The 26,764-nt window shown below is 67.0% G+C and carries 25 protein-coding genes, 1 tRNA gene and 2 pseudogenes; 19 read left to right on the forward strand and 9 right to left on the reverse strand.

Annotated features, from left to right (window positions below; genetic code table 11):
- Positions 1-3: 3 nt before the first annotated feature.
- From A5764_RS19015 to A5764_RS19025, 3 genes are read right to left on the reverse strand one after another with little or no spacing between them, the layout of a single operon-like run.
- On the reverse strand, positions 4-1,599 hold the full coding sequence (locus A5764_RS19015) for an acyl-CoA carboxylase subunit beta (RefSeq protein WP_067115472.1): 1,596 nt from the start codon (positions 1,597-1,599) through the stop codon (positions 4-6).
- A gap of 49 nt (positions 1,600-1,648) precedes the next feature.
- A complete protein-coding gene (locus tag A5764_RS19020; protein ID WP_067115475.1) occupies positions 1,649-2,809 on the reverse strand; it encodes an acyl-CoA dehydrogenase family protein in 1,161 nt (386 codons plus the stop codon).
- Positions 2,806-4,527, reverse strand: coding sequence for an acyclic terpene utilization AtuA family protein (locus A5764_RS19025; protein WP_067115481.1), 1,722 nt, complete (start codon positions 4,525-4,527; stop codon positions 2,806-2,808). The genes A5764_RS19020 and A5764_RS19025 overlap by 4 nt, the downstream gene beginning before the upstream one ends.
- A gap of 291 nt (positions 4,528-4,818) precedes the next feature.
- Here A5764_RS19025 and rpmF point away from each other — a divergent pair, with 291 nt between their 5' ends.
- The 5 genes from rpmF to A5764_RS19050 all read left to right on the forward strand — a co-directional run bounded on the left by rpmF (position 4,819) and on the right by A5764_RS19050 (position 9,459).
- Complete coding sequence (gene rpmF / locus A5764_RS19030; RefSeq protein WP_067115484.1) at positions 4,819-4,992, forward strand: 50S ribosomal protein L32; 174 nt, start codon at positions 4,819-4,821, stop codon at positions 4,990-4,992.
- Positions 4,993-5,055: 63 nt separating this feature from the next.
- On the forward strand, positions 5,056-5,742 hold the full coding sequence (gene mprA / locus A5764_RS19035) for a two-component system response regulator MprA (RefSeq protein WP_067115549.1): 687 nt from the start codon (positions 5,056-5,058) through the stop codon (positions 5,740-5,742).
- A 16-nt stretch (positions 5,743-5,758) separates the two neighbouring features.
- Positions 5,759-7,315 carry a HAMP domain-containing sensor histidine kinase gene (locus A5764_RS19040; RefSeq protein ID WP_067115486.1) on the forward strand — a complete coding sequence of 519 codons (1,557 nt, stop codon included), beginning with the start codon at positions 5,759-5,761 and terminating at the stop codon, positions 7,313-7,315.
- Positions 7,316-7,399: 84 nt separating this feature from the next.
- On the forward strand, positions 7,400-8,899 hold the full coding sequence (locus A5764_RS19045; protein WP_067115489.1) for a S1C family serine protease: 1,500 nt from the start codon (positions 7,400-7,402) through the stop codon (positions 8,897-8,899).
- Positions 8,899-9,459: a molybdenum cofactor biosynthesis protein B gene (locus A5764_RS19050; RefSeq protein WP_067115492.1), complete on the forward strand. Its 561-nt coding sequence runs from the start codon at positions 8,899-8,901 to the stop codon at positions 9,457-9,459. The genes A5764_RS19045 and A5764_RS19050 overlap by 1 nt, the downstream gene beginning before the upstream one ends.
- A gap of 10 nt (positions 9,460-9,469) precedes the next feature.
- On the opposite strand, the gene mscL is transcribed toward A5764_RS19050, so the two are convergent.
- The 4 genes from mscL to A5764_RS19070 form a co-directional block, all read right to left on the reverse strand.
- The gene (gene mscL, locus A5764_RS19055) at positions 9,470-9,931 is read right to left on the reverse strand and encodes a large-conductance mechanosensitive channel protein MscL (RefSeq protein ID WP_067115495.1); all 462 of its coding nucleotides are present in this window, start codon (positions 9,929-9,931) and stop codon (positions 9,470-9,472) included.
- A gap of 66 nt (positions 9,932-9,997) precedes the next feature.
- On the reverse strand, positions 9,998-10,678 hold the full coding sequence (locus tag A5764_RS19060) for an SAF domain-containing protein (RefSeq protein WP_067115498.1): 681 nt from the start codon (positions 10,676-10,678) through the stop codon (positions 9,998-10,000).
- Positions 10,679-10,801: 123 nt separating this feature from the next.
- Positions 10,802-11,131: an FmdB family zinc ribbon protein gene (locus A5764_RS19065; RefSeq protein WP_067115501.1), complete on the reverse strand. Its 330-nt coding sequence runs from the start codon at positions 11,129-11,131 to the stop codon at positions 10,802-10,804.
- 74 nt (positions 11,132-11,205) lie between these two features.
- Entirely contained in the window at positions 11,206-11,811 is a 606-nt protein-coding gene (locus A5764_RS19070) for a 5-formyltetrahydrofolate cyclo-ligase (protein ID WP_067115504.1), read from the reverse strand.
- A 76-nt stretch (positions 11,812-11,887) separates the two neighbouring features.
- On the opposite strand from A5764_RS19070, the gene A5764_RS19075 reads away from it, so the two are divergent.
- From A5764_RS19075 to A5764_RS19100, 6 genes are all read left to right on the forward strand, one after another.
- Positions 11,888-12,802: a UTP--glucose-1-phosphate uridylyltransferase gene (locus A5764_RS19075; protein ID WP_067115509.1), complete on the forward strand. Its 915-nt coding sequence runs from the start codon at positions 11,888-11,890 to the stop codon at positions 12,800-12,802.
- Positions 12,803-12,879: 77 nt separating this feature from the next.
- Positions 12,880-14,172 carry a gephyrin-like molybdotransferase Glp gene (gene glp / locus A5764_RS19080; protein WP_067115512.1) on the forward strand — a complete coding sequence of 431 codons (1,293 nt, stop codon included), beginning with the start codon at positions 12,880-12,882 and terminating at the stop codon, positions 14,170-14,172.
- Positions 14,173-14,192: 20 nt separating this feature from the next.
- Complete coding sequence (locus tag A5764_RS19085) at positions 14,193-14,846, forward strand: GNAT family N-acetyltransferase (RefSeq protein WP_067115514.1); 654 nt, start codon at positions 14,193-14,195, stop codon at positions 14,844-14,846.
- Between the two features lie 215 nt (positions 14,847-15,061).
- On the forward strand, positions 15,062-16,111 hold the full coding sequence (glpR, locus tag A5764_RS19090) for a gephyrin-like molybdotransferase receptor GlpR (protein ID WP_067115552.1): 1,050 nt from the start codon (positions 15,062-15,064) through the stop codon (positions 16,109-16,111).
- Positions 16,112-16,162: 51 nt separating this feature from the next.
- Positions 16,163-16,238: transfer RNA gene (locus A5764_RS19095), tRNA-Ala, on the forward strand.
- Positions 16,239-16,533: 295 nt separating this feature from the next.
- Complete coding sequence (locus tag A5764_RS19100) at positions 16,534-17,094, forward strand: hypothetical protein (RefSeq protein WP_067115517.1); 561 nt, start codon at positions 16,534-16,536, stop codon at positions 17,092-17,094.
- Here the strand turns inward: A5764_RS19100 and A5764_RS19105 are convergent.
- On the reverse strand, positions 17,081-17,734 hold the full coding sequence (locus tag A5764_RS19105; RefSeq protein WP_082951793.1) for a site-specific integrase: 654 nt from the start codon (positions 17,732-17,734) through the stop codon (positions 17,081-17,083). The genes A5764_RS19100 and A5764_RS19105 overlap by 14 nt on opposite strands.
- Before the next feature lie 364 nt (positions 17,735-18,098).
- On the opposite strand from A5764_RS19105, the gene A5764_RS19110 reads away from it, so the two are divergent.
- From A5764_RS19110 to A5764_RS19125, 4 genes and pseudogenes are all read left to right on the forward strand, one after another.
- Complete coding sequence (locus A5764_RS19110; protein ID WP_067115519.1) at positions 18,099-19,244, forward strand: phosphotransferase family protein; 1,146 nt, start codon at positions 18,099-18,101, stop codon at positions 19,242-19,244.
- 128 nt (positions 19,245-19,372) lie between these two features.
- Positions 19,373-20,335: pseudogene (locus A5764_RS19115) on the forward strand (alpha/beta hydrolase fold domain-containing protein); the annotation flags it as partial.
- Between the two features lie 161 nt (positions 20,336-20,496).
- Positions 20,497-21,474 carry a GDP-mannose 4,6-dehydratase gene (locus A5764_RS19120; protein ID WP_067115555.1) on the forward strand — a complete coding sequence of 326 codons (978 nt, stop codon included), beginning with the start codon at positions 20,497-20,499 and terminating at the stop codon, positions 21,472-21,474.
- A gap of 334 nt (positions 21,475-21,808) precedes the next feature.
- Positions 21,809-22,150, forward strand: a complete 342-nt coding sequence (locus A5764_RS19125; RefSeq protein ID WP_067115522.1) for a PAS domain S-box protein — start codon at positions 21,809-21,811, stop codon at positions 22,148-22,150.
- A gap of 249 nt (positions 22,151-22,399) precedes the next feature.
- On the opposite strand, the gene A5764_RS19130 is transcribed toward A5764_RS19125, so the two are convergent.
- Positions 22,400-23,203 (reverse strand): TetR/AcrR family transcriptional regulator, encoded by an 804-nt coding sequence (locus tag A5764_RS19130; protein WP_231989753.1) that lies wholly within the window; start codon positions 23,201-23,203, stop codon positions 22,400-22,402.
- 467 nt (positions 23,204-23,670) lie between these two features.
- Between A5764_RS19130 and A5764_RS19135 the strand changes: the two genes are divergently transcribed.
- The 4 genes and pseudogenes from A5764_RS19135 to A5764_RS27700 all read left to right on the forward strand — a co-directional run.
- Entirely contained in the window at positions 23,671-24,012 is a 342-nt protein-coding gene (locus A5764_RS19135; protein WP_156664760.1) for a PAS domain S-box protein, read from the forward strand.
- A gap of 850 nt (positions 24,013-24,862) precedes the next feature.
- Positions 24,863-25,162, forward strand: coding sequence for a PE family protein (locus A5764_RS19140; RefSeq protein WP_067115525.1), 300 nt, complete (start codon positions 24,863-24,865; stop codon positions 25,160-25,162).
- A gap of 18 nt (positions 25,163-25,180) precedes the next feature.
- Positions 25,181-26,578, forward strand: a complete 1,398-nt coding sequence (locus A5764_RS19145; RefSeq protein ID WP_067115528.1) for a PPE family protein — start codon at positions 25,181-25,183, stop codon at positions 26,576-26,578.
- Positions 26,579-26,675: 97 nt separating this feature from the next.
- Positions 26,676-26,764 (forward strand): annotated as a pseudogene (locus A5764_RS27700) (WXG100 family type VII secretion target); the annotation flags it as partial.

Raw genomic sequence — 26,764 nt, forward strand, 5'->3', positions numbered from 1 at the left:
CGCTCACATCCGGAAGACGCCGAAGTTCGACGTCCCCTTGATCGGGCCATTGGCGATGGCGGACAAACACATTCCCAGCACGGTGCGGGTGTCGCGCGGGTCGATCACCCCGTCGTCATAGAGCATCCCGGACAACACCATCGGCAGCGACTCGGCCTCGATCTGGCCCTCTATCGCAGCCCGCATGGAAGCATCGGCCGCGTCGTCATATTCCTGCCCGCGGCCTTCGGCGGCCGCGCGGGCCACGATCGACAGCACGCCCGAGAGCTGCGCGCCGCCCATCACTGCGGCCTTGGCGCTGGGCCAGGCGAACAGAAATCGCGGGTCGTAGGCCCGCCCGCACATCCCGTAATGGCCGGCGCCGTACGACGCACCGATGAGCAGCGAGATGTGCGGGACCGTCGAGTTGGAAACGGCGTTGATCATCATCGACCCGTGCTTGATCATCCCGCCCTCTTCGTAGTCCTTGCCCACCATGTAGCCGGTGGTGTTGTGCAGGAACAACAGTGGCGTGTTGGAGCGGTTGGCGAGCTGAATGAACTGGGTGGCCTTCTGCGACTCCTCGCTGAACAGCACACCGCGCGCGTTGGCCAGGATGCCCAGGGGATAGCCGTGCAGCCGGGCCCAGCCGGTCACCAATGACGAGCCGTACATCGCCTTGAATTCGTCGAATTCGGAGCCGTCGACGATGCGGGCGATCACCTCGCGGGGGTCGAACGGGATGCGCAGGTCCGCGGGCACGATGCCGATCAGCTCCTCGGTGTCGAACAGCGGCTCGGTGACGGGGCCGGGGGCGGGTCCCTGCTTGACCCAATTCAGCCGGGCGACGATGCGGCGTCCGATGCGGATCGCGTCGAGCTCGTCGACGGCGAAGTAATCCCCCAAACCCGATATGCGGGAGTGCATTTCGGCGCCGCCCAGGGATTCGTCGTCGGACTCCTCGCCGGTGGCCATCTTCACCAGCGGGGGACCGGCCAAAAACACCTTCGAGCGTTCCTTGATCATCACCACGTGATCCGACATGCCGGGCACGTACGCGCCGCCCGCGGTGGAGTTGCCGAAGACCAGCGCGATGGTCGGTATGCCGGCCGCCGACAGCCGGGTCAGGTCGCGGAACATCCGTCCGCCCGGGATGAAGATCTCTTTCTGCGTCGGCAGATCTGCGCCGCCGGATTCGACCAGTGAAATGACGGGAAGACGGTTCTCGAAGGCGATTTGGTTGGCCCGCAGTATTTTCTTCAGCGTCCACGGATTGCTGGTCCCGCCTTTGACCGTCGGGTCATTCCCGACGATCATGCATTCCACACCGGACACGGCGCCGATCCCGGTGACCGTACTGGCGCCGACCTTGAACGCGCTGCCATAGGCGGCGAGCGGACTCAGCTCCAAGAAGGGTGAGTCCGGGTCGACGAGCAGCTCGATGCGTTCCCGGGCGGTCAGCTTGCCCCTGGCGTGGTGGCGCTCAACATATTTGGGGCCTCCGCCCGCCAGCGCGTTGGCCAGTTCCGCGTCGATCTCGTCGAGCCGCGACGTCGCCGCCGATGCCGCCTCGGTGAAGGCGGCAGAGCTCGGGTCGAGCGTGGACTGAAGCGTGGTCATATGGCGCCGCTCCTCCTCATCGCTGCGCTCTGCATCGTCGCCGGCGCGGTCACGGTTGATATCCCAACGTCTTTGCGGCCAGTGCGGTCAGTATTTCGGTGGTGCCGCCGCCGATGCCGAGGATCCGCATGTCCCGGTATTGGCGTTCTACTTCGGACTCGGACATATAGCCCATGCCGCCGAACAGCTGGACGGCCTGGTTGGCCACCCATTCCCCGGCCTCGACCGCGGTGTTCTTGGCGAAACACACCTCGCCGATCAGGTTGGTCTCCCCGGCGAGCTTGCGCTCCACCACGTGGCGCGCGTACACCCGCGCCACGTCGGTGCGCCGGGCCATCTCGGCCAGCGTGTTCTGCACCGGCTGGCGAGAGATCAGCGGCCGGCCAAACGTCTCCCGGTCGCGACACCACTGGACCGTAATGTCCAGGCAGCGCTGCGCGCTCGAATAGGCCTGCGCCGCAAGGGCGATGCGCTCCGAGACAAAGGCCTGCGCGATCTGGGCGAACCCGCTGTTCTCGGCGCCGACCAGATTCGCGGCCGGCACCCGCACGTCGGTGAAGGACAGCTCCGCGGTGTCCGACGAACGCCACCCCATCTTGTCCAGCTTGCGGGTGACCTCGAAGCCGGGCGTGCCCTTGTCGATCACCAGCAGCGAAACCCCGCCCGCCCCGGGGCCGCCGGTGCGCACGGCGGTGACGACGTAGTCGGCGCGCACCCCGGAGGTGATGTAAGTCTTGGCGCCGTTGACGACGTAGTGGCCGTCGCCGTCCCCGCGGACAAACTCAGCCGCGGTGCGCAGGTGCCCGACGTCTGAACCACCGCCCGGCTCGGTGATGGCGAGCGCGCCGATCTTGTCGCCGGCCAGCGTCGGGCGGACGAACTCCTCGATCAGCCGCTCGTCGCCCGAGGCGATCATGTGTGGCACCGCGATGCCGCAGGTGAACAGCGACGCGTAGACACCCCCCGGGGCGCCGGCCTGATGCAGCTCCTCGCAGATGATCAGCGGGTCCGCGGCGTCGCCGCCGCCACCGCCGGCCGCTTCGGGAAAGCCCGCGCCCAGCAGCCCGGCCGCCCCGGCGCGCCGGTGCAGCTCGCGCGGCAACTCGCCGGTGCGCTCCCACTCGTCAACATTGGGCAGGATCTCGCGCTCGGTGAACGCGCGGACCGTCTTTCGCAGCTGTTCGCGCTCGGGTGTGGTCCAGATGCTCATAACAGCCTTTCCGGAATGTCGACGTAGCGGCCGCGCAGCCATTCACCCAGCCCCTTGGCCTGGGGATCGAAGCGCGCGTTATAGGCCACGCCCTGGCCCAGGATGCCGTCGATGACGAAGTTCACCGCCCGCAAATTGGGCAGCACGTGTCGGGTGACGGCGAAATCGGCCGCCTCGGGCAGCAGCTCGGTGAGCAGCTCCACGGTCAGCGCGTTCGCCAGCCAGCGCCATTGCTCGTCGGTACGCACCCACACCCCGACGTTGGCCGAACCGCCCTTGTCGCCGCTGCGGGCGCCGGCGATGCGACCCAGCGGCACCCTGCGCACCGGGCCGGCCGGCAACGGCTCCGGCAGTAGCGGGGGATCGGCGGGCGCAAGCTCCAAAGTATCGGTGGCGCAGGGGATCTCGGCGCGGCTGCCGTCGGCGTGCACCGCGATGTGCGGCACCTGCCTTGCGTCGACGTAGCCGGGGGTGAACACGCCGTAGACCTGACCCTCCCCGGGTGGAGCGGTCACGTGAAAGCCCGGATAGCTGGCGAGCGCCAGTTCCACTGCGGCCGAGGAGAATTGCCGTCCGACGTTGGCCGGGTCGGGGTCGCGGACGACGCAGTGCAGCAGCGCGCTGGCGGCTTCCTCGGTGTCGGCGTCGGTGTGGTCGGTGCGGGCCAGGGACCACTCCAACTCGGCGGGCTTGACCGTCAGCGCGGCCTCCAACTGCCGGCGCACCAGGACCGCCTTGGCCTCGATGTCCAGACCGGTCAGCACGAACGTCATGGCGTTGCGGAAGCCGCCGATGCTGTTCAGCGACACCTTCAGCGTGGGCGGCGGCGGTTCGCCGCGCACACCGTTGATGCGCACCCGGTCGGGGCCGTCGGAAGCCAGCTCGATGGTGTCCATCCGGGCGGTCACGTCGGGATTGGCGTAGCGGGCGCCGGTGATCTCGTAGAGCAGTTGCGCGGTGACGGTGTCGACGCTGACCAGGCCGCCGGTGCCGGGGTGCTTGGTGATCACCGACGAGCCGTCGGCGTGGAGCTCGGCCAGCGGGAAACCGGCGTGGGTGAGGTCGGGCACCTCCGTGAAGAACGCATAGTTGCCGCCGGTGGCCTGCACGCCGCATTCGATGACGTGTCCGGCCACCACCGCGCCGGCCAGGGCGTCGTAGTCGGTGCGTTCCCAGCCGAAGTGTGCGGCCGCCGCCCCGACGATCACCGAGGCGTCGGTGACCCGCCCCGTGACGACGACATCGGCGCCGTCGTTGAGGCAATCGACGATGCCCCACGCGCCCAGGTACGCATTCGCCGTCAACGGCGTGCCCAGCCCCAGCTCCGCCGCGCGCGGTTGCAGGTCGTCGCCCTCGACGTGGGCGACCCGGGCTGCGATGCCCAGGCGCTCGGCCATGGCGCGGATGGCGTCGGCCAGCCCGGCGGGGTTGAGGCCGCCGGCGTTGGCGACGATGCGGACGCCTCGGTCGCGGGCCTCGCCGAGGCAGTCCTCGAGCTGGGTCAGGAAGGTCTTGGCGTAGCCACGGTCGGGGTGCTTCATCCGGTCGCGGCCCAGGATCAGCATGGTGAGCTCGGCCAGATAGTCCCCGGTGAGGTAGTCCACTTCACCGCCGGTCAGCATTTCCCGCATCGCCGCCAGCCGGTCGCCGTAGAACCCGGAGCAGTTCGCGATCCGGACAGCGCCAGGAGCTCCGGAGCCACCAGAAGTAGAGGCCATGCGCGTCCTCCATTCGTGGGCATGCCGGTCGGCGCAACCAACCAACCACTCGGTAGGTTAGCGGGTGGCGCCGGTGGCCCGTCAAGGACGTCCGGGTGGGCCCTCGCGCCGAGATCGCCGTAGTGGACGTTCTCGGCCCCAGATCACAACCTTGACGGCAATCTCGGTGCCCCCGGGCGTCGTTTTGGCCGCCAGCAGGTCACCGACTATCCTGATACGCAATCGTCGCACGTTAGGCCCGACCGGCCACGCCCCGCGACATGCCCCCGACACGAGGAGTTAGGCCCGACCATGGCCGTACCCAAGCGCAGGATGTCGCGCGCGAACACCCGAAGCCGTCGCGCGCAGTGGAAGGCCACCCGGACCGAGCTGGTCGGTGTGACGGTGGCCGGCCAGAAGCACAAGGTGCCCCGCCGGCTGCTCAAGGCCGCCCGCCTCGGTCTCATCGACCTCGACCGCCGCTAATCTCGGCAAATACACGGCGCGCCTCTCAGCCGGCTCTCAGGCGCTAGGACGAAACTGGTGGCCGTGCGGATACTTGTCGTCGACGACGATCGCGCGGTGCGCGAGTCGCTGCGCAGGTCGCTTTCCTTCAACGGCTACTCGGTCGAGCTGGCGCACGACGGGGTCGAGGCCCTCGGCATGATCGCCAGTGACCGGCCCGACGCGCTCGTCCTGGATGTGATGATGCCGCGGCTGGATGGCCTCGAGGTGTGCCGTCACCTGCGCAGTACCGGAGACGACCTGCCGATCCTGGTGCTCACCGCCCGCGACTCGGTGTCCGAGCGCGTCGCCGGGCTGGACGCCGGCGCCGACGACTACCTGCCGAAGCCCTTCGCCCTCGAAGAGCTGTTGGCGCGGATGCGTGCACTGCTGCGCCGCACCAAGCCGGACGACGACGCCGAGTCGGTGGCGATGACGTTCTCCGACCTGACCCTGGACCCGGTCACCCGCGAGGTCACTCGGGGACAGCGCCGAATCAGCTTGACCCGCACCGAGTTTTCATTGCTGGAAATGTTGATCGCCAACCCGCGTCGGGTGCTCACCCGCAGCCGCATCCTCGAGGAGGTATGGGGATTCGACTTCCCCACCTCGGGCAACGCGCTGGAGGTCTACGTCGGCTATCTGCGTCGCAAGACCGAAGCCGACGGCGAGCCGCGACTGATCCACACGGTCCGCGGGGTGGGTTACGTCCTTCGGGAGACGCCACCGTGATGGTCCAACCCCAACGATGATCCGATTCCGTCGGCGCCGGCGCACACCGCTGCGGGCCACCAGCTCGCTGTCCCTGCGGTGGCGGGTGATGCTGCTGGCGATGTCGATGGTGGCCATGGTGGTCGTGCTGATGGCATTTGCCGTCTACGCGGTGATTTCGGCTGCGCTGTACAGCGATATCGACAACCAACTGCAGAGCCGCGCGCAGTTGCTGATCGCGAGCGGCTCGCTGGCCGCCGACCCCGGGAAGGCCATCGAGGGCACCGCCTATTCCGACGTCAACGCGATACTGGTGAACCCCGGCCACTCCGTCTACACCGCCAATCAGCCCGGACAGACCCTGCCGGTCGGACCGACCGAGAAGGCCGTGATCCGCGGCGAGCTGTTCATGTCGCGGCGCACCGCGGCGGATCAGCGAATCCTTTCCATCCACCTGCCCAACGGCTGTTCACTTCTGATCTCCAAGAGTCTGAAGCCGACCGAGGCGGTGATGACCAGGCTGCGGTGGGTGCTGCTCATCGTCGGCGGCATTGGTGTCGCGGTCGCCGCGGTGGCCGGGGGCATGGTCACCCGGGCGGGGCTGCGCCCGGTGGCCCGGCTCACCCAGGCCGCCGAGCGGGTGGCCCGCACCGACGACCTGCGGCCCATCCCGGTGTTCGGCAGTGACGAATTGGCCAGGCTCACAGAGGCTTTCAACCTGATGCTGCGGGCCTTGGCCGAGTCCCGGGAGCGGCAGGCGCGGCTGGTCACCGATGCCGGACACGAATTGCGCACCCCGCTGACGTCGCTGCGAACCAACGTCGAGTTGCTGATGGCCTCGATGGAGCCGGGGGCGCCGCGGCTGCCCGAACAGGAGATGGTCGGCCTGCGCGCCGACGTTCTCGGGCAGATCGAGGAATTGTCCACGCTAGTAGGCGATTTGGTGGACCTCACCCGCGACGACGCCGGTCAGGTGGTGCACGAGACGGTCGATATGCCCGACGTGATCGATCGCAGCCTGGAGCGAGTCAGGCGGCGCCGCAACGACATTCACTTCGATGTCGACGTCAGCCCCTGGCAGGTCCACGGTGACGCCGCCGGCCTGTCGCGCGCGGTGCTGAACCTGATGGACAACGCCGCCAAGTGGAGCCCGCCGGGCGGCAGCGTCGGGGTAAAGCTGCGGCAACTCGACCCGTCGCACGCCGAGCTGGTCGTTTCCGACCATGGCCCGGGCATCCCGCCGCACGAGCGGCGGCTGGTGTTCGAGCGGTTCTACCGATCGACGACGGCGCGCGCGTTGCCCGGGTCGGGCCTGGGGCTGGCGATCGTCAAGAAGGTGGTCCTCAACCACGGCGGGTTGCTTCGCATCGAGGACACCGTGCCGGGTGGCCAGCCCCCGGGCACTTCCATTCACGTGCTGCTTCCCGGCCGGCCGATGCCGGATGCGGCATATCCGACGCCTGCGCCCGGCACTAAAATCGACAAGACCGAAGACGAGACCGGCCCCGCCGTGCCAGTGACGGACAAAGCGGCGAACTCTCGGGATTCGGCGAGCGTTATCTCAGTGGACTCTCAGTCCGCGCGGGCAAGGTAGGTCTGCAGTTACTGTTGGACTCGAGCGAAGTCGATCCGACATTGATCCGATATCTCCGATATAGAGGAAGAGCGACGTAGCGACATGACGAATGACCCGAGGTATTCGCCGCCGCCGCAGCAGCCGGGTTACCCCACCGGGCCTAATCAGCCTGTCCACCCTGCCTATGCCCACGGGCAGCAGCCGTACAACCAGCAGTTCGACTGGCGTTACCAGCCGCAGCAGCAGCCGGCGCCGACGGGCCAGTACCGTCGGCCCTACGAGCCGTTCGGCAACACCGGGCCGGGCCGGTTACCGGGCGGCGGGCCCGGTCCCATCCCCGGCGGTACCGGGGCCATTCCCCTTTCCGGGACGACCGGGACCGGTCCGATACCCGGAATGCTGCCGCCGATGCCGCCCCCGCACGGCCCGGTACGCGAAAAGCGTTCCCGCGCAGGCCTACTGGTCGCGAGCGCGCTGGCGATCGCGGTCGTCTCGGCCGGTATCGGCGGCGCCGCGGCAACGGCTGTCGAACTGGGCACGCACTCGGCGGCCGGCAACGGCCGCGGGATAATCCCGGGGGCAGCCCCCAGCGTTCCGGCCGCGAACATGCCGCCGGGCAGCGTCGAACAGGTCGCCTCCAAGGTGGTGCCCAGTGTCGTCATGCTGGAGACCGACATGGGTCGCCAGTCCGAAGAGGGCTCCGGCATCGTGCTGTCGGCCGACGGGCTCATTCTGACCAATAACCATGTAGTGGCGGCCGCGGCCAAGCCGGGCGGTCCCCCCGGGCCCAGCGGGCCCCCCGGGCCCCCCGGGCCCTCCGGTGCGCCCGGTGGTCCGCCGCCGAAAACGACGGTGACCTTCTCTGACGGCCGCACCGCGCCGTTCACGGTCGTCGGCGCCGACCCCACCAGCGACATCGCCGTGATTCGCGTGCAGGGCATCCCCAACCTCACCCCCATCTCGATGGGTTCCTCGACGGATTTGCGGGTCGGCCAGCCGGTGGTGGCGATCGGCTCACCCCTGGGTCTGTCGGGCACGGTGACCACCGGGATCATCAGCGCGCTGAACCGGCCGGTGTCCACGACCGGCGAGGCGGGCAACCAGAACACCGTGCTGGACGCGATTCAGACCGACGCGGCGATCAACCCGGGTAACTCCGGTGGGGCGTTGGTAAACATGAGCGGCCAGCTGGTGGGCGTGAACTCGGCGATCGCCACGCTGGGTGCCGATTCGCCGGACGCCCAGAGCGGCTCGATCGGCTTGGGCTTCGCGATTCCGGTCGACCAGGCCAAGCGCATCGCCGACGAGCTGATCAGCACCGGCAAGGCGACGCACGCCTCGCTGGGCGTGCAGGTGACCAGCGACAAGGCCGCCCCCGGCGCCAAGATCGTCGACGTCGTGCCCAACGGCGCGGCTGCGGGCGCCGGGGTTCCCAAGGGCGTCGTCGTCACCAAGGTGGACGACCGCCCGATCAACAACGCCGATGCGCTGGTTGCCGCCGTGCGGTCCAAGGCGCCGGGCGACAAGGTGACGCTGACCTACCAGGATCCCGGCGGCGCGAGCCGCACCGTGCAGGTCACGCTCGGCAAGGCGGACCAGTAATGAGAGTCGAAGAACCCTTGAACGAGTCACTGTCGGAACTCGGATATACCGTTGCACCCATGGAGACGGGTGCGGAATTGGTGGTCGGCCGGGCGCTGGTCGTGGTGGTCGACGACCGCACCGCCCACGGCGACGAGGAGGACCACAGTGGGCCCCTGGTCACCGAGCTGCTCACCGAGGCGGGCTTCGTGGTCGACGGTGTGGTGGCGGTGGCGGCCGACGAGGTCGAGATCCGCAACGCGCTGAACACCGCGGTGATCGGCGGGGTGGACCTGGTGGTCTCGGTCGGTGGGACCGGAGTCACCCCGCGCGACGTCGCACCCGAGGCCACCCGCGACATCCTGGATCGAGAAATCCTGGGCATCGCCGAAGCTATCCGCGCCTCGGGGCTGTCCGCGGGAATCATCGATGCCGGCTTGTCGCGAGGCCTGGCCGGGGTGTCCGGAAGCACGCTGGTGGTCAACCTCGCCGGCTCCCGTTACGCGGTGCGTGACGGAATGGCGACGCTGAATCCGCTTGCGGCTCAGATCATCGGCCAGTTGTCCAGCCTGGAGATCTAGAAGCGGGCTGTCACTGCGATTCGGCCTCCGCTCGCGGTCCGCGCTCCGGAGGCGGTGTCTTGGCCGCCGCGCCACCGTGCCGGCCCGCCGAGTCCCCGTTGGTCTGGCCGAGCAGGTCGCGGATTTCGGTGAGCAGGACGATCTGGGCGTCGTCCGCCTGCTCCACCTCGCCGCGCTTGCGGAATGTGTTGTAGGGCAACACGACCAGGAAGTACACCACCGCGGCCACAATGACGAAGTTGATCGCGGCCGAAATGACGTTGTTGAGGTCGATGGCCTGACCGCCGCCGATGCTGATCCGCAAGATGCCGTAGTTGGACTGCTGGTTGACGCCTACCCGGTTGACCAACGGCTTGATGATGTTGTCGGTGAACTGCGTGACCAATGCGGTGAAGGCGGTACCGATGACCACCGCGACGGACAGGTCGACGATGTTGCCCCTTGAGAGAAACTCCTTGAACCCCTTGAGCATTCAGATGTCCTTTCTGGGACTGGACACAGTTTGCTGCGGATCACGCGGCGAGCCGCGGCCAGGCACTCAGTGCAGGGTGAGCGTCACCGTTTGACCCAGCACCGCGCCTGCCACCGTGTTCGCCACGCGAGCCGGCAGCGCGACCAACACTACGCGGTCGCTATCGGCAGCCTGAACCTTCTGCTTGGCCGAAACAAGCACGACGACGGCGTCGGTTGCTACCACTTTGGTCACGGGCTGGGTTCCCGCCGGCGAGTCGGTGGTCGGCGCGGCCAGCACGTCGACGACGTCGCCGGCGCGGACCAGGTCGATCAGGGCGCCATCGGCCAGGTGCAGCGGGACGATGCGGGACCCCGGCCCGGCCTTCGATCCGATCGCGGCCTCGGCCAACCGGCTGCCCAGCAACCGGACGTCGGTGAGCACCTCGCCGCGCCTGGTCGGGCCGGCCAGTGTCGAACCGACCACCGCGCCCAGGTCGCCCTGCGACCCATCGGGAATCGTTGCGGCCAAACGCTTTTCGAGCCGGACATCGTCGGGTGTCAACGCGGCACCGGGGCGCAGGTCGCGGACGGCCACCACCACCTGGGCGCTGTCGCCGTCCGGGTTGGACCGTAGCGCCGCGATGGCGGCCAACACGACGAGGCCGGCCGCGGCCACGCGCCGGGCCAGCACCGTGCGGGTCCAGTCCGGGCGCAGCGACGCCGATATCCGGCGCAATAGCGTCGGGTTCAGCGATGGTTCCCGCACGCCGCAACGGTAAGCGCGGCGCGGCCGCGGCGCTGCCGGTCAGAAAGCCGGTTGTGGATAAGCGTTAGGCCTAATGGCGCCGACCCGCGGCGCCCGGCGCCGGCGCCGCGCTTGCGATCGCCGCTAGGTCGAGGCGCCCGCGGTGGACGGGGCTGGGCTGCTGGTCGACTTCTCGCTCGACCCGTTGCTGGAACCGTTCTTTTCGCTCGACCCCGAGCTTGACGCCGCATCGCTGGTCGAGGACGCGTTGGCCGCGGTCTTTGACTTTTTGCTTTCCTCGCGGCTGTCGGTGCGGTAGAAGCCGCTGCCCTTGAACACGATTCCGACGGAGTTGAACAGCTTGCGCAGCCGACCGGAGCACTCCTCGCAGGTGGTCAGGGCGTCGTCGGTGAAGGCCTGCACCATGTCGAAGCGGTTGCCGCACTGGGTGCACTCGTAGCTGTAAGTCGGCACTAGGGAACCTCCGTGAACGTAAAGTCTGTTAGCACTCTACCGTGTCTAGTGCTAGAACCGCTGCGTGAACTTTCTCATTCCCCGCCGCGGCCGCCAGAAAACACCGCGATCAAACCGCGCCGGGGCGTGAGCACATGGGTCATCGGCACGTCGTGCGCCTCCGCGGGCAGCTCGTCGAGGAACTCGTCGTCGCGCACCACGGCGACCAGACGCGCGTGCGGGTCCCGGCCGCCCAGCGAGCGGTCGTAAAACCCGCGCCCCCGACCCAGTCGCACGCCCCGACGGTCGACGGCCAGCGCCGGGACGATCACCAGGCCCGCCTCGACGAGCGCGGACTCCGGCAGCCACGGCTCCGGCGGCTCGAGCAAGCCCCAGCGACCGGGGATGAGCCGGCCCGGCCGGTACTCGCCCCACCGCAGCGGCGACGGCACGCCGTCGGCGTCGGTGCGCGCAACCGGCAGCAGTACCCGTCCCGCCCGGCGCAGCAACGCGTCCAGCATCTCGACCGAACCCGGCTCGGTGCCCACCGGCACGTAGGCGCACACCGTGGTGCCGCTGCTCACCGCGCCCTCTAGGTGGTCGCTGAGCATGCGGGCCTCGGCGGCCCGGACGGCGTCGGCAACGGCGGCGCGGGCCGCCAGCAGCCGGTCCCGCAACCCGGTTTTGCTCGCGGTCGCCATGCGTTAACCATGACAGCATGGGTATTCGGCCTGCCATGCAGCGGCCGCAAACCCTATGAGCGCTATGGTGTGAACGATGTCACGGCCAGATGAAGTCCCGATCCCGTACACGGCGATCGTCCCCGCGGCCGGCCTGGGCACGCGTTTCCTGCCGGCAACCAAGACGGTGCCCAAAGAGCTGCTGCCCGTCGTCGACACCCCCGGCATCGAGCTGGTCGCCGAGGAGGCGGCCGCGGCCGGTGCCGAGCGGTTGGTCATCATCACCTCCGAGGGCAAGGACGGCGTCGTCGCGCACTTCGTCGAAGACCTGGTTCTGGAGGGCACGCTTGAGGCGCGGGGCAAGAAGGCGATGCTCGACAAGGTGCGCCGGGCGCCGCAGCTGATCAAGGTGGAGTCCGTCGTCCAGGCCGAGCCGCTTGGGCTCGGGCACGCCATCAGCTGCGTGGAGCCAACGCTGGCCGCCGACGAGGACGCCGTCATGGTGCTGCTTCCCGACGACTTGGTGCTGCCGACCGGCGTGCTGGAGATCATGTCGAGAGTGCGGGCCCAGCGCGGCGGCACGGTGTTGTGTGCCATCGAGGTGACCCCCGAAGAGATCAGCGCCTATGGGGTTTTCGACGTCGAGCCCGTCGTCGACGATGACAATCCTGACGTGCTCAAGGTCAAAGGCATGGTCGAAAAGCCCAAGGCCTCCGAGGCCCCGTCGATGTATGCCGCGGCGGGCCGCTACGTGCTCGACCGCGCCATCTTCGACGCGCTGGGCCGCATCGACCGAGGGGCCGGGGGCGAGATGCAGCTCACCGATGCGATCGCCCTGCTGATCAAGGAGGGCCACCCGGTGCATGTGGTGGTACATCACGGATCCCGACACGACTTAGGAAATCCCGGCGGCTACCTGAAGGCTGCGGTTGACTTTGCATTGGATCGTGACGACTATGGCCCGGCTTTGCGGCGATGGTTGGTGACGCGATTGGGCCTGACCGAGCAGTAGCCGGGCTTTGACCCGGCCCGGCCGACGCGGCGGGCCCGCCCGAGACGGCTCGACGCCGATGGCAGAGAGGCGCGCTGGTGCGTTCTGTTGAGGAGCAGCAGGCCCGAATAACGGCCGCCGCGGTGGCCCCGCGACCGATACGGGTGGCCATTGCCGAGGCGCAGGGATTGATGTGCGCCGAGGAGGTGGTGACCGAGCGGCCCATGCCCGGCTTCGACCAGGCGGCGATCGACGGCTACGCCGTGCGCAGCGTGGACGTGCTGGGCGTCGGTGAGGTGGGCGCCGAGGCGCTCGGTGAACCACCCGACCAGGCGGCCGGCGACGAAGACCGGCGCGAGGGGCTGGTCCTGCCGGTGATGGGAACCATCGAAGCGGGATCGCGCACACCCAGCCGGCTCCAGCCGCGGCAGGCCGTCCGAGTGCGGACCGGCGCCCCGCTGCCCACGCTGGCCGACGCGGTCCTGCCGCTGCGGTGGACCGATGGCGGGACGTCGCACGTGCGGATTCTGCGCGGGGCGCCGTCGGGCGCCTATGTGCGCCGCGCCGGCGACGACGTCCAGCCCGGCGACGTCGCCGTGCGCGCCGGCAGCATCATCGGCGCGGCACAGGTCGGGCTGCTGGCGGCGGTCGGCCGCGAGCGGGTGCTGGTGCATCCTCGGCCGCGACTGTCGGTGATGGCGGTGGGGGGCGAGCTGGTCGACATCTCGCGCACTCCGGGCAACGGGCAGGTCTACGACGTGAACTCCTACGCGCTGGCCGCGGCCGGCCGGGACGCCGGCGCCGAGGTCAACAGGATCGGCATCGTCAGCGCCGAACCCAACCAGCTCCGTGAGGTCGTGGAAGGGCAGATCAATCGCGCCGAGGTGCTGGTGATCGCCGGCGCGGTCGGGGGAGCCGCCGCCGAGGCGGTGCGCTCGGTGCTGTCCGAGCTGGGCGAGATGGAGGTCGTCCGGGTCGCCATGCATCCCGGATCCGTGCAGGGCTTTGGCCAGCTGGGCCGCGAGGGCGTCCCGACGTTTCTGCTGCCGGCCAATCCGGTCAGCGCGCTGGTGGTCTTCGAGGTCATGGTCCGGCCGCTGATCCGGCTGTCGCTGGGCAAGCGCCAGCCGATGCGCCGGATCGTGCGGGCCCGCGCACTCTCGCCGATCACCTCCGTCGCCGGACGCAAGGGGTATCTTCGCGGTCAGCTGATGCGTGACCAGGAAAGCGGTGAGTACCTGGTGCAGGCACTCGGCGGGGCCCCCGGGGCGTCATCGCACCTGCTGGCGACCCTCGCCGAGGCGAACTGCTTGGTCGTGGTTCCCACCGGCGCCGAGCAGATCCGCACCGGTGAAATCGTCGACGTCGCCTTCCTGGCTCAGCGCGGCTAGACCGAACGACTGCGCTCCCCGTGAAGCTGTTGCGCTCGAACTCTCGCCATCCGGGATGGCCCCTGAATGTGGGGCCGCTGCGGGTGCCGGCGGGCGTCGTGCGGTTGCGCGCGGTGCGGATGCGCGACGGTGCGCAGTGGAGCCGGATCCGGTTGGCCGACCGCGCGCATCTCGAGCCGTGGGAGCCCAGCAGCGACGGCGACTGGACGATCCGGCACACGGTCGCCGCCTGGCCGGCGCTGTGTTCCGGTCTGCGCGCCGAGGCCCGCAAGGGGCGGATGCTGCCCTACGTCATCGAGCTCGACGGGCGGTTCTGCGGTCAGCTGACCATCGGCAACGTCACCCATGGGGCGTTGCGGTCGGCGTGGATCGGCTACTGGGTGCCCCGGTCGGCGACCGGAGGTGGGGTGGCGACCGCGGCGTTGGCGCTCGGGCTCGACCACTGCTTCGGTCCGGTCATGTTGCACCGCGTGGAGGCCACCGTGCGCCCGGAGAACGCCGCGAGCCGGGCCGTACTGGCAAAGGTCGGTTTCCGGGAAGAGGGGCTGCTGCGCCGCTACCTCGAGGTCGACCGGGCCTGGCGCGATCACCTGCTGATGGCCATCACGGTCGAAGAGGTTCAGGGCTCGGTGGCATCGACGCTGGTCCGCGCCGGTCATGCGAGCTGGGCTTAACCCGCAAGGCCCGATGTCGCGGGTTAAAGGCGGGTCCCGTTTGCCGCTGCTGTGACGGACATCTATGCCCCGACCTGTGGCTACCGCGACACGAGTGACACTTGGTGCTTGTGAGAGGCAAATTACAGGTGTGTAATTGTCCTGGTCACTGTGATCCGGTCGCGTCGGCCACCGACGAGCCACGCGGGGATCCGGTCCAGAAGGAGCAGGTCATCATGCCAAGCATCCCGCAGTCGTTGTTGTGGATTTCGCTGGTGGTGCTATGGCTGTTCGTGTTGGTGCCGATGCTCGTCAGCAAACGCGACGCCGTGCGGCGCACCAGCGACGTGGCCCTGGCGACCAGGGTGCTCAACGGCGGCGCCGGTTCGCGGCTGCTCAGGCGCAGTGGCCCGGCGGCGGGACATCGCAGCGACCCGCATTGGAAGCCGGAGGAAGACTCGGCCGAAGACGAGGTTGACGACGCTGACCAGGCCCAACACCCCGCCCATGCCGAGGACGACACCGTCGATCTCGCGGCCGCGCGGCCGGTCGTCATGAAGGTCGCGGACGCCGACCCCGTCGAACCCGCCGGGCCCGACTACCTGGACGTCGACGTCATCGAGGATTCCGGAGCCCTGCCGGCGGGTGCCAGCACTGAGGCGGTCGAACCGACCGCCGAGGACGCCGAGGAAGAGGCCGAGCCCGTCGATCAGTCCGATGAGGACGACGCGGAGGCCGACGACGACCGTTACGAATACGTCGACGACTCTTCGGGTTTGGAGCCCGAAGGGGACCCCGAGGAACCCGAGGACGCCGATCCGCGCAAGTACGTCGCCCCGGGGACCTCGCGACGGCGCCGCTTCGACACGAAAACCGCGGCGGCGGTCAGCGCCCGCAAGTACACCTTCCGCAGGCGCGTGCTGATGGTGATGGCGGTCGTCCTGGTCGGCTCGGCCGCGGCCGCGTTCGAGGTGTCGCCGAGCGCCTGGTGGGTATGCGGCACCGCCACCGCGGTGACCCTGCTGTACCTCATCTACCTGCGCAGGCAGACCCGCATCGAGGAGAGGGTGCGTCGGCGCCGGATCCAGCGGATGGCACGCGCGCGGCTCGGCGTGGAGAACGCCTACGACCGTGAATACGAGGTGGTTCCGTCGCGGCTGCGTCGCCCCGGCGCGGTGGTGCTGGAAATCGACGACGAAGACCCCATCTTCGAGCATCTGGACAACGCGATGCCGATGCCCACGTTCGGTTGGCCCCGGGACCTGCCGCGCGCCGTGGGCGAATAGGGCTGGCAGTTCGGCCGTTCGCGCCGCGGCTGGTAGCCTGCTTAGCGATCAGGGGCTATGGCGCAGTTGGTAGCGCGACTCGTTCGCATCGAGTAGGTCAGGGGTTCGAATCCCCTTAGCTCCACCAGAGAACACCAGCTAAAACAGCGTTTACGCCTTAGCTATATCGGTGTCGTCGGTCGTCCGGTACGCAGTGGGTACGCAGGGGCGCAGCGCGCGCTTCCGACGTAGACAAATCGCAGTCGCGCAATATCCCGCCCGCCTCAGCCACACAGGCGACTGATTCGCGTCAACACGACGGTCGACAGACGCTACTGTCAGCCCCATCGCATTAACGATCAGCCCGCAAGGCAACGTTAGACGGCCCCGCCGAGTGACAGACTCTCGCGCGTCGATGCGAATTGACTGGGGAGGCAAAGGAAATGACCGATATCTTAGACCAGACCAAGACATTTAGACTCCTCGAGCAGCGGATCGCGGAGACGACCAATCCACGGCATCTCATGATGCTCGAAAGGCTGCTGCAGCACGCCAGGGGGGAGGCCAAGCCAGACCTCGATCTCGTGATGTCAACCCTTAGTGCGAACCCTCGTTATATCGCCTGGGGCGCACCCGCAGATCTGAGCCCGGTGGGACGCCAAGCGGTCCAAGGGTTCTACGAAGAAACGATAGTGAAAGGCGGCCAGTTTTTCTTCGAGATGGATATGGACCGCATCGTCGTTGATGACGACACCATAATCACCGAAGGCTATATGCGTTCTCTTTACTATGGTGCGGACGCGGCGCAGAGAGGCCTACCCGCTGATGATCCGACAGGCTTCTATTTGATGACGCTTCGCATGCTAATCGTCTGGCCGTTCGATGCCGAGTGCTTCATTACTGGCGAGGAGACCTACACGGCGGTAACGACGCCCGAGTTCTTCAAGAAGATTGAATCAACTCAGGTACCGCAGAAGTTCCGCGACTTCATCAGCTCCCGCTAGATCGCGCAGCGGCTTTGATCGCCGCGTCCAACTCGACCGCCACCGGGTCCAGGTCCTCGTCGAAAAGGTCCGCGTATACGTCGACCGTCATCGACACTTTCGCGTGCCCCAGCATGCGCTGCACGGCCTTCATGTTGGCGCCCGCCGAGACAGCCAACGAGGCCGCGGTGTGCCGAAGGTCGTGCGGCGTGATCGACGGAAACGACTCGTCGGCCTTCTGGCACTTCTGCACGGCCGGTTCGAACACCCGAGCCCGCCAGTTCGAGTTGCGCAGCACCCCGCCGCGCATGTCGGTGAACACGAGATCGTCGCGGCCCTTGCCGACCATCAGCGCAGCCAGCTCGTCGGCCATCACCGCGGGGAACGGCACCGACCGCCGCTCCCACGTCTTCGGGGTCGACCACACCAGACCGCCCGACTCGGTGACCGACCGGCTGACGTTGACCCGCCGACGCAGCATGTCGAAGTCCTGCACGCGCAGCGCGGCCATCCCGCCCCACCGCAATCCGGTATAGGCCAGGAACCGAACAACCTCGGGCTGACGATCCACCGCGCCGGCTAGCGCGGTCACCTGGCCGTGGGTGAGGTAACCCCGGTCGGCATGCTTGCGCTTCGGTAGCCGTATCCCCCCATAGTCCAAATCCTCGTCATAGGCACGCGTGGCCGTCGACCGTCATCGACACCGTGGCGCGGCCCGAGCATGCGTTGCGCGGCCTTGACACCCTAGTTCGCCGCTGACGGCCTGAACTTGTAGTCCGTAACTGGCATTATTTTCACCTAATGGTATGTAAGTTGTGGTGATGAGTAGATAACCGGTATGGTCACGGGTTAGCGCCGCGGTGTTCGGCGGCCAGGCACCCGCATCGGCCTGTTAGGAGCGATATGAACCTCCGCGATCCCCGCTTTCCGATCTACGGGCATCTCGTGCACGCAGCGCGACAACCGCGACAACGTTGTGGTGCCGTGCTGCATTTCCATACAGCGTCGGCGGTAGTTGGCTAGCAATGAGCAGTAGGCAGAGCAAGCCGACAGCGCCATCCTCATCGGCACGGCTGATCGACGTCAGGGATCTCCCGGTCGGTCTTATCGACGTCGAACTCAGCACGCGGTCAACGGAACTCGTCGATGACAAGACGGTGTTGCTACTGTGTCGCGAGCAGGGACCGCCCACGGCGGTTTTGAAAGTCGCCCGCGGCCGGCTGCCAGCCGCGGGACTGCGCGCGCAGCGCCGAGTGCTCGCCGAACTCGCCCTGCACCAGGGGCTCGACGCAGAATGGCGCGAACTGGTGCCGCGGATCCTGGCCTTCGACGAGCGCACCGATGCGACCGTATCTGTGGAGTCCTATCGACCGGGCATGGACATGGCGGATGTGCTGAGGCTCCATCCGGACCGTGTCGAGGAACTAACCGCGGCGGCCCTGAGCGCCATCGCGCCGCTGCACCGGCAAACTGCCTCGTTCGTCGGCGTGGACAACGTCTGCTCGTTGCGGCGATGGGTCGTCGAACCATTGGCGGGGCTGACGGACATGTGCCGGCGCCTAGATCCCCGCCTGCTTCCGGAGGTGAGTCGGATCAGAAGGCTGCTACGGCGGGCCCTTGCCGGCTCACGTACGGCAGTGAGCTGGACGCACGGTGACTTCACCCCCGACCACGTTCGGGTTGCCGGCCTACACGGCCCGGCCACCGGCATTGTGGACTGGGGCAGTGCCCGACGAGACCGCCCGGCGCTCATCGACGAGTACCTGATGATCCTGGCGGTGGCCTGCCAGGTGGAGCAAGCCGATCTGGGCGCAATCGTCACTGAACGGCTACGGACCGGCGGTCTGTCCGATCCCGAACGTAATGCGCTGCGTGCCGCGCACGAGCGACCCAACGCGGCTATTGGCGACCGCGAGTGCGTCGATGAACGCATTGCCATCCTGCTGACCTGGCTGCATCGCGTCGCCGATTTGTGGCGCAGGCGTGCCATCCAGCCAAACCACCACGCCTGGTGGCTGACCAACGTGGCTCCGGTGCTTGACGCCGTCGCCGCGTCGCACAACTTCGAATTCTCGAGCGCGCGGATCCGCGCAGCCGACGGCACCGCAAGCGCTGCACCGATGACAACGTCTCCGCCCGTCGACGATGCCGCACAGGGCACGGGAGATTAGGCCGAGGGGTGACCGTGCGAAACAGAGAACACGCGCTAACAAAAGTTGGCCTGCCCGGTGGCCTAGCCGCAGTCGGTGCCGATGTCGCGGCGATTCAGCGCGGAACATCGACCGCATTTGGCGGGCGGATATCGGGGCTGGTGGAGGAGTTCGTGGAAGATGCTCCGAGCGCCGCTGGCCGACTTGCCTGGTTCGGCGCCCGGGTCACTATCCGGCCAATCTTGTCCATTGGTAGCCACCTGGCGAACGCACCGTGGCCATGGGGCCTCCTGGACTTCGCCGCCGGAGCTGTGACGCCCGCGGCGGGCAGCGTTCGCGCCACGATTCGGTTGCCGCACTGCAAGGCGCGATTGGTCCGCGCTGCAGGCGTCCTGCCCGCCGACGGCAGCAGGCGCATCGTCTTGTACATGCACGGTGGTGGCTTCCTGGCGTGTGGCGCCAACACCCATGATCGGCTCGTCACCAATCTGTCGAAGTACGCCGATTCGCCGGTGCTGGTGATGAACTACCGGATGCTGCCCAAGCACTCGCTGGGTGAGGCGATCGATGATTGCTACGACGGCTACCGGTGGCTGCGCGCTCAGGGTTACGCGCCCGACCAGATCGTCTTGGGCGGAGATTCCGCTGGAGGCTATTTGTCACTCGCCCTGGCCGAGCGGCTGCTCGACGAAGGTGCGGAACTCGCGGCCATCGTCTGCATGTCACCGCTGATGCAGATCGCCAAGGTACCCAAGCAGGCGCACCGCAACATCCGCAGCGATGCGATGTTCTGCGCCAAGGTGTTTGACGCATTCGATCGCCTGCTTGTTGCGGCGGCCGAGCGCCATATCACGGATGGGCGCCCCGAGAAGATCTACGAGCCGCTCGACCATATCGAGGCCGGCTTGCCCCCCACGTTGATCCATGTGTCCGGTTCCGAAGTCCTCCTCCACGACGCGCGGCTGGCCGCGCAGAGATTGGCCGCGGCCGGGGTAGCGGTCGAGCTGCGCGTGTGGCCCGGTCAGATGCATGCCTTTCAAATCGCCGCGCCTATGGTGCCAGAGGCCGACCGGTCATTGCGCCAGATTGGCAACTACATCCGCGAGGCGACCGACGAGAAAGCCAAATCTTCGGCAATGCAGGGGCACCGGCGCGCGGCGGTGTGTACGGCCCGCGCCCGTGTACCGAGGTCTCGCGACGGCGTCATCGGCGACTTCGCCTCAAATCAATTGCCGGCGTCCACAATTCGCCGTCAAATCTCAGATCGCTGATGATGCGAACCCTCGTCACCGGCGCAGCCGGATTCATCGGCTCCACCCTTGTCGACCGACTGCTGGAAGAAGGGCACCAGGTCACTGGGGTCGACAATCTCAGCGCCGGCTACCCTGCAGCAAACATGGAGTCGGCCCACCGAAAAGGGGCCGGCCGCTTCACCTTCGTCGCGGTCGACGTCCGGCACTCGGAGCTGTGCGACGTCATCGCGCGGTCGAACCCAGACGTGGTGTTCCATTTGGCCGCGCAGATCGATGTGTGCAGGTCCGTTGATGACCCGCAACACGACGCCCGCAACAACGTGCTTGGCACCATCAACCTGCTGGAAGCGAGCCGGCGAGCAGGTGTACCGCGGATCATCTACGCCACCTCGGGTGGCTCCCGCTACGGTGCGCCGACCACCCTGCCTGCCACCGAGGACACCGCCTTGGACCCGCTTTCCCCGTATGCGGCGGCCAATGTCGCCGGCGAGTTCTATATGGGTGCCTACGCCAAGATGTACGGGATAGCGCCCATCTGTCTGGCACTGGCCAATGTCTATGGGCCACGCCAATACGCGCACTTGACCGCGGGCGTGGTCACGCTTTTTGGCAGCGCCATGATCACCGGCCGGCCGACGACCATTTACGGCGATGGCAGTGCCACGCGCGACTACGTTTACGTCGACGATGTCGTGCACGCCTTCCTGTGCGCCGCGGACGCGCCGGTCAGGACGGTCGGCACCTTCAACATCGGTACCGGGGTACAGACGACGGTGACCGAACTGCACCGGCTGGTCGCGGAGGCGGTCGGCGTCTCGCGTCCACCCGATTACGCCGCGGCCCGCACGGGCGAGGTACACGCGAGCGCCCTGGACCCGACCCGGGCGAGCCGGATGCTTGGCTGGAAACCCGATACCGACCTCGTCCAAGGCGTCAAACGCACCGTCGACTGGTTGCGGGCCATCCTCGATCCCCGCCCGGCCGGAGCCCACGCCTGAGGACACCACACGGGGCCCCGCGCGATCCAAGCTGGCGCTGCCCGCGGGCCGCCGGGTTTCATCGATCTCCGGACAACGCCGCAGACCGTGGTTATTGTGACCAGAGGTCATGTGCGACATGAACTCGGCGGGTTCGCGACACGCGGCAAGTTTCGCAATTTTGGTACGTTGATCTCGTTACGTTGCTACTGTGCCGTCCATGGCGAAGGCGCAGTTACGTGGTAACGGCTCAGACGGAAATCCGCACGATAGCGCCGGTATAGACGGCAGCCACCGGGTCGAGCGGCGGCGTAATGGGAGTTCCGGTGATACACCGGCGAACATCCTGACGCGGATGCCCGCGGTGGTGGTGTTGGAGCGAATCCCGGTTCCCACGCTTGCTATGACGCGGGACGGTGTCATCTTGTTCGCGAATACTGCTTTCGCAGAAATGGTGGGTCACTCGCAGGACAGGTTAGCGGGATTGGCGTTTCCCGAGATCTTTCACACTGTGCCGGCCGCGATAGGCGCGTTTACTGGCGTCGATGCACTGGCGAATCTGGTGGTGGAACTGCAGCACTGTGAGGGCTGGACCGTCAGGGCCAGGATGAGCAAGTCGCTGATGCGGCGCGATGATCCGGCCGTGTTAGTGACGTTCGAGAATCTGACCGAGCGGCTCTGGATTGACGATCACTAATACGTGATCGAACCCGTCGCGCGGGGCCTTTCATTGCCGCACGCTCGATGATCTCGCCTAGCCTGGGGCCGCGTATCCGACCTCGCTGAACAGGCCGATCGCGGTACCGAGAATCCTTTGGCGGGGGTTCCAGTGCGGGCTTGAGGCGCCGTTGTCCCTAGACCTGCGGAGTGCCACAGACGCGTGTTAGCGCCGTGGCAATAGGCGCTGACTATGTTGCTGTTCCCGTCTCAACGCGTCGACGGTGGGCTAAGTGTCGGTGTGCGCCGAGGCGGCGGTGGCGTGCAGGTCGAGTGCGGGTGCCTCGCCGGAAACCTTTTTCGCGGCGAGCGCGTGGCGTCGTTTGATGAATTGGGTGAAGTATTCGATTCGGTCGGGTTTGGTGAAGCTCGGCAGAGCGAGCAGCCAGGCTTTTTGGAGATTATCCAGGCAGGTCTCGGGTTGCTCGGGATCGCTGATACGGCGAATACCGATCCACAGCGCAACGAGCATTTTGGCAATGTCTTCGGGGTCGTGGTCCTCGATGATGTCGCCTTCAATTATCGCTTTTTGGACGAGGGTGGTGACGAAATCGATCCATGATTGCCATAGTGCGGTGGGCACGGCGGTTGTGTTTTCCAGGGTCTCAAGTAGTCGGACGCCGGCGCGAGCCACCTCCTGCTGCGTATCTTGAACGGCACGGAGATAGACAAGATCGACCAGCGTTTCCAGTCCCGACATTTTGCGGGCAAGCAACTCGGTGACTGCGGCACCGCTCATCTCCGTAAGGTCGTCGATGATGGCCAACGCCAGCGCTTGCTTGGAAGGGAAGTGAAAATACATCGCGCCTTTAGTGAGCTCGGCCTCCGACAAGATGTCATCGAGGCTGACCATGCTGTAAGGGCGGTGAGCGAACTGGCGTGCAGCGGCGGCGATGAGTCGCTGGCGTGTGTTGCCGACCCGCCGCTCGCTGGCCTCGTTCATGGCCCTCCCTGTTTCGTCGCTGTCACCGCGCAGCAGCGGGACAGTTTCGCGCCAAGGCAATTCCGCCACCGAGTCAGTCCCTTCGATCATAGGGGCCGGTTACCCGCCGAACGTGTTACCCCGCCTGCGGGGGCACCGTGTCCGTCGTAGTCCTCCGTAGGTCCGCAGTTTGTTCGCCGACCAGCATCCCAGGTTAACGTAGGCGATGCGCAGTTACCCAAACACTAACAGTTTGTTAATATCGATCCCTGGCGTCCAAAGGGATGTATTCTCCGGAGCCAGATACATCTTCGGTATCTAACTGCAGGTCCCCAAGGCGCGACGGAAACCCGGCCACCTTCCGGTCGGCCTGCTTCCCCCCGGAGGAGGAGCACATGTCCGTCCCGACCACACAACCGGCGATGTTGGCCCCGAGGCCATCTAGGTCGAACGCGGGGTTGCCTGCGCGGGAATTACACGACCCCGCTCGCGACGGCGGTCACATCAATGGCGGTCGGCGGATTGAGCGGCGGCGTCACCGGAGTGCCGGCGATTCACCGACAGACGTCCTGACGCGGATGCCCGCGGTGGTGCTGCTGGAGCGGATCCCGATTCCCACGCTCGCCATGGCGCGGGACGGCATCATCTGGTTTGCCAATTCGGCTTTTGCGCAGATGGTGGGGTATCCGCATGAAGGGTTAGCCGGGCTGGCGTTTCCTGAGGTCTTTCACACCGTGCCGGCAGCGGTATGCGGGCTTATTGGCGACGGTGCACTTGCGAATTTCGTGGTGGAGCTACGGCACCGCGAGGGTTGGACCGTGCAGGCGAGGATGAGTAAGTCGCTGATGCGCCGCGATGATCCGGCCTTGTTGGTGACATTTGAAGATTTGACGGAGCGGCTCTGGATGGAGGAGCAGTAGCATCACTCCGCTTGAATGTCGTTGGCCGAGATGAACTTAGGCGGTCTTGTCGTCTGAGGGGATCTTTCTCCGCCAGCCCGCCCCATGTCGCTGTCGCCCGCGACCGTTGAATTGTCGTCCGTTCCAATAGCCGACGGCTTAACGTGGTGCGTGGGCATCGGTCGTACAACGCGACGACTCAATGTCGCCCAGAACGATGCGGAAAGAACGTTTTCTTGCCACAACTCAATTGCCTGACGAGCTGCCGAGACGGTTACCGTCCAGGCTGACCGCGGACGTGAGCACCCCAGCGTTTGCCCGAAGGCGCAAATTGCCTAGTTCAGCCGGTCATGGCAGCCGCCACGACCGGGGGATACCTCCGAATCTGGGTGGTGTTTATTCCATCGGCCCGGTAGGCCGCTACCCGGGGTCGTACACAGACCTAAACGGCCGCGCTTTATCAATACTGCGCGCCGATGATGGGGGCGGTGGCCCGCCCGGCGCGGGCGGTGCGTGGTTAGCAGCGCGGTGACCGGTTAGGGCTGCGGGTGGCCACGGCGGCGCGGTCTGTGTACCTGCGTCGTGCTGATGGCCGCGGTTGTTCTGCCAAGTGCGGGACGCGCGCCGATCGCCCCATGCAGGCGTTTTCTCAACCCGAGCCTTCCGTGGGGTCAACAGTCTGCTCAAGACGGCATTCCAGGGCACTGTGGACGCGTTTGTCTGGAAGTAATACCGCAAGTTGGTCATAAGCTATGCAGTGCATCCAGAAGTATGTATTATCGTGCTTCAGATGAATCATTAGTTTCACGGCCGCACGTGGGCGCCGCGGTAGCCGCCCCTCGGGGTCGGCCCGCTTCCGTTGGGAGAGCACATGTCGTTTGTTACAGCGCTGCCGGAGATGCTCGCGTCCGCAGCCGGGGAACTCCAAGGCATCGGGGCTGCAGTGGCGGCCGGCAATGCGGGGGCGGCAGCCCCGACGACCGGGGTGCTTCCTGCCGCTGCCGATGAAGTGTCGGCGCTGACGGCGGGTTACTTCGCCGCGCACGGCGTCCTCTACCAGGAACTGAGCGCCGACGCCACCGCGATTCATGAACTATTTGTCAGCGCCCTGGCCACGAGCGCCGGTTCGTATGCGGTCACCGAGGCCGCCAACGCAGCCGCAGTCCACTGAGCTCGAAGAGGTTTCAGCATGCTCGATTTCGGGGCTTTACCGCCGGAGATCAACTCCTTGCGGATGTATGCCGGCCCGGGCGCGGGGTCAATGATGGCCGCCGCGGCCGCCTGGAACGGGTTGGCCGCGGATCTGCGTTCCGGAGCTTCCGGCTACGAGACGGTGGTCTCGGGGCTCACGGGCGGTCCGTGGCTGGGTCCGTCGTCAATGGCGATGGCCGCGGCGGCCGCACCCTATGTGACGTGGATGAGTGCTACCGCCGGACAAGCTGAGCTGGCTGCCACCCAGGCTCAAGCGGCGGCGGCCGCCTATGCCGAGGCGTTCGCGATGACGGTGCCGCCGCCGTTGATCGCGGCGAATCGCGCTCAACTGATGATGTTGATCGCGACGAACTTCTTGGGTCAGAACACGCCGGCGATCGCGGCCACGGAGGCCGAATACGCCGAAATGTGGGCCCAGGACGCCGCGGCGATGTACGGCTATGCTGCCAATTCGGCGGCGGCCACCGCGTCGGTGACGCCGTTCGGCGCGGCGCCGCCGACCACCAATCTGGCCGGGACGGCCGCGCAGGGGGCCGCGAGTTCCCAGGCCGCCGGATCGTCGGTCGGCACGGGTGTGCAGTCGGCGTTGTCGCAGCTGATCTCCTTGATATCCGGGGCGCTACAGAGCCTCGCGTCGCCCCTATCCTCTGGGGGATCCTCCGGGGGCGGGACGACGATTACAACGCCTTTCGGAGGCCTTTTGTCCGGGTCAGGGCTCTCAGGCGTCGAAACTGGTCTCATGGCCGAATATGGCTATCTACCAGGGCTGCTGGGTATGTCATTGGCAAGCAGCGCGCTCGGGCCCCTTATGAATCCCGATGTCTTCCTGCCCTTCATGAATATGAACGCCGCAGCCGCCGCAGGCGCGGGCGCCCCGGCTGCAATGGGTGCGCTGGGGCCAGGGTTCGCGGGGGGCTTCGGCGGTATCCCAGGCTTGGGCGGGTTTGCGGGCATGGGTCAAGCGGCATCCGTTGGGGGGCTGGCGGTGCCGTCGAATTGGGGCTTTGCGGCAGCAGGCGCTCCAGCGTTGGGCAAGCTGCCGATGATTCCTCCGGCGGCGCTGCCCTTGGCGGGCAACGACGTTGCCGCCGGACTCGGTTTCCCAGTCCCGTTCGGCGGGCTGGGGCGGGCCGCAGCGGCCGGCGCTGGGGTCGGAGCGGGCGCTGCTGCTGTCAAATACGGATCACGCCTCAAATTCGTGACGCGCCCCCCGGCCGCTGGATACCCGGAGGAGGAGCAACTCCCGTCGACCCCACCGGCAGCGGCGAAATACCCTGTGCCCGCTACCTTCCCGACGAACGGAAACGCGCCTCCCGGGTATCAGGCGGCGGTCATATATGTGCCCACCAACGGACATGCGCCGGCCAAGGTATGACCATGCAGGGGACGCATCAAGTACTTGAGGTCTGCGGGCTTGCTCAACACGATGCCAACGACCGACAGAAAACCATCCAATTAGATAAGGAGTAATCATGGCAACACGTTTTATGACTGACCCGCACCAGATGCGGGCGATGGCGGGCCGTTTTGAGGTCCACGCTCAGACTGTTGAGGATGAGGC

Origin of the sequence: Mycobacterium sp. 852002-51057_SCH5723018 (genome assembly GCF_001667035.1) — a bacterium.
Taxonomy (GTDB): domain Bacteria; phylum Actinomycetota; class Actinomycetes; order Mycobacteriales; family Mycobacteriaceae; genus Mycobacterium.

Bases quoted from the DNA above. Each gene is read 5' to 3' on its own strand.
- A5764_RS19025 (WP_067115481.1), bottom strand. From the start codon at position 4,527: ATGGCCTCTACTTCTGGTGGCTCCGGAGCTCCTGGCGCTGTCCGGATC.
- A5764_RS19135 (WP_156664760.1), top strand. From the start codon at position 23,671: ATGCCCGCGGTGGTGCTGCTGGAGCGGATCCCGATTCCCACGCTCGCC.
- A5764_RS19015 (WP_067115472.1), bottom strand. From the start codon at position 1,599: ATGACCACGCTTCAGTCCACGCTCGACCCGAGCTCTGCCGCCTTCACC.
- A5764_RS19040 (WP_067115486.1), top strand. From the start codon at position 5,759: ATGATCCGATTCCGTCGGCGCCGGCGCACACCGCTGCGGGCCACCAGC.
- A5764_RS19110 (WP_067115519.1), top strand. From the start codon at position 18,099: ATGAGCAGTAGGCAGAGCAAGCCGACAGCGCCATCCTCATCGGCACGG.
- rpmF (WP_067115484.1), top strand. From the start codon at position 4,819: ATGGCCGTACCCAAGCGCAGGATGTCGCGCGCGAACACCCGAAGCCGT.
- A5764_RS19100 (WP_067115517.1), top strand. From the start codon at position 16,534: ATGACCGATATCTTAGACCAGACCAAGACATTTAGACTCCTCGAGCAG.
- mscL (WP_067115495.1), bottom strand. From the start codon at position 9,931: ATGCTCAAGGGGTTCAAGGAGTTTCTCTCAAGGGGCAACATCGTCGAC.
- A5764_RS19070 (WP_067115504.1), bottom strand. From the start codon at position 11,811: ATGGCGACCGCGAGCAAAACCGGGTTGCGGGACCGGCTGCTGGCGGCC.
- A5764_RS19145 (WP_067115528.1), top strand. From the start codon at position 25,181: ATGCTCGATTTCGGGGCTTTACCGCCGGAGATCAACTCCTTGCGGATG.
- A5764_RS19045 (WP_067115489.1), top strand. From the start codon at position 7,400: ATGACGAATGACCCGAGGTATTCGCCGCCGCCGCAGCAGCCGGGTTAC.
- A5764_RS19120 (WP_067115555.1), top strand. From the start codon at position 20,497: ATGCGAACCCTCGTCACCGGCGCAGCCGGATTCATCGGCTCCACCCTT.
- A5764_RS19125 (WP_067115522.1), top strand. From the start codon at position 21,809: ATGCCCGCGGTGGTGGTGTTGGAGCGAATCCCGGTTCCCACGCTTGCT.
- glpR (WP_067115552.1), top strand. From the start codon at position 15,062: ATGCCAAGCATCCCGCAGTCGTTGTTGTGGATTTCGCTGGTGGTGCTA.
- A5764_RS19140 (WP_067115525.1), top strand. From the start codon at position 24,863: ATGTCGTTTGTTACAGCGCTGCCGGAGATGCTCGCGTCCGCAGCCGGG.
- A5764_RS19130 (WP_231989753.1), bottom strand. From the start codon at position 23,203: ATGATCGAAGGGACTGACTCGGTGGCGGAATTGCCTTGGCGCGAAACT.
- A5764_RS19050 (WP_067115492.1), top strand. From the start codon at position 8,899: ATGAGAGTCGAAGAACCCTTGAACGAGTCACTGTCGGAACTCGGATAT.
- A5764_RS19075 (WP_067115509.1), top strand. From the start codon at position 11,888: ATGTCACGGCCAGATGAAGTCCCGATCCCGTACACGGCGATCGTCCCC.
- A5764_RS19020 (WP_067115475.1), bottom strand. From the start codon at position 2,809: ATGAGCATCTGGACCACACCCGAGCGCGAACAGCTGCGAAAGACGGTC.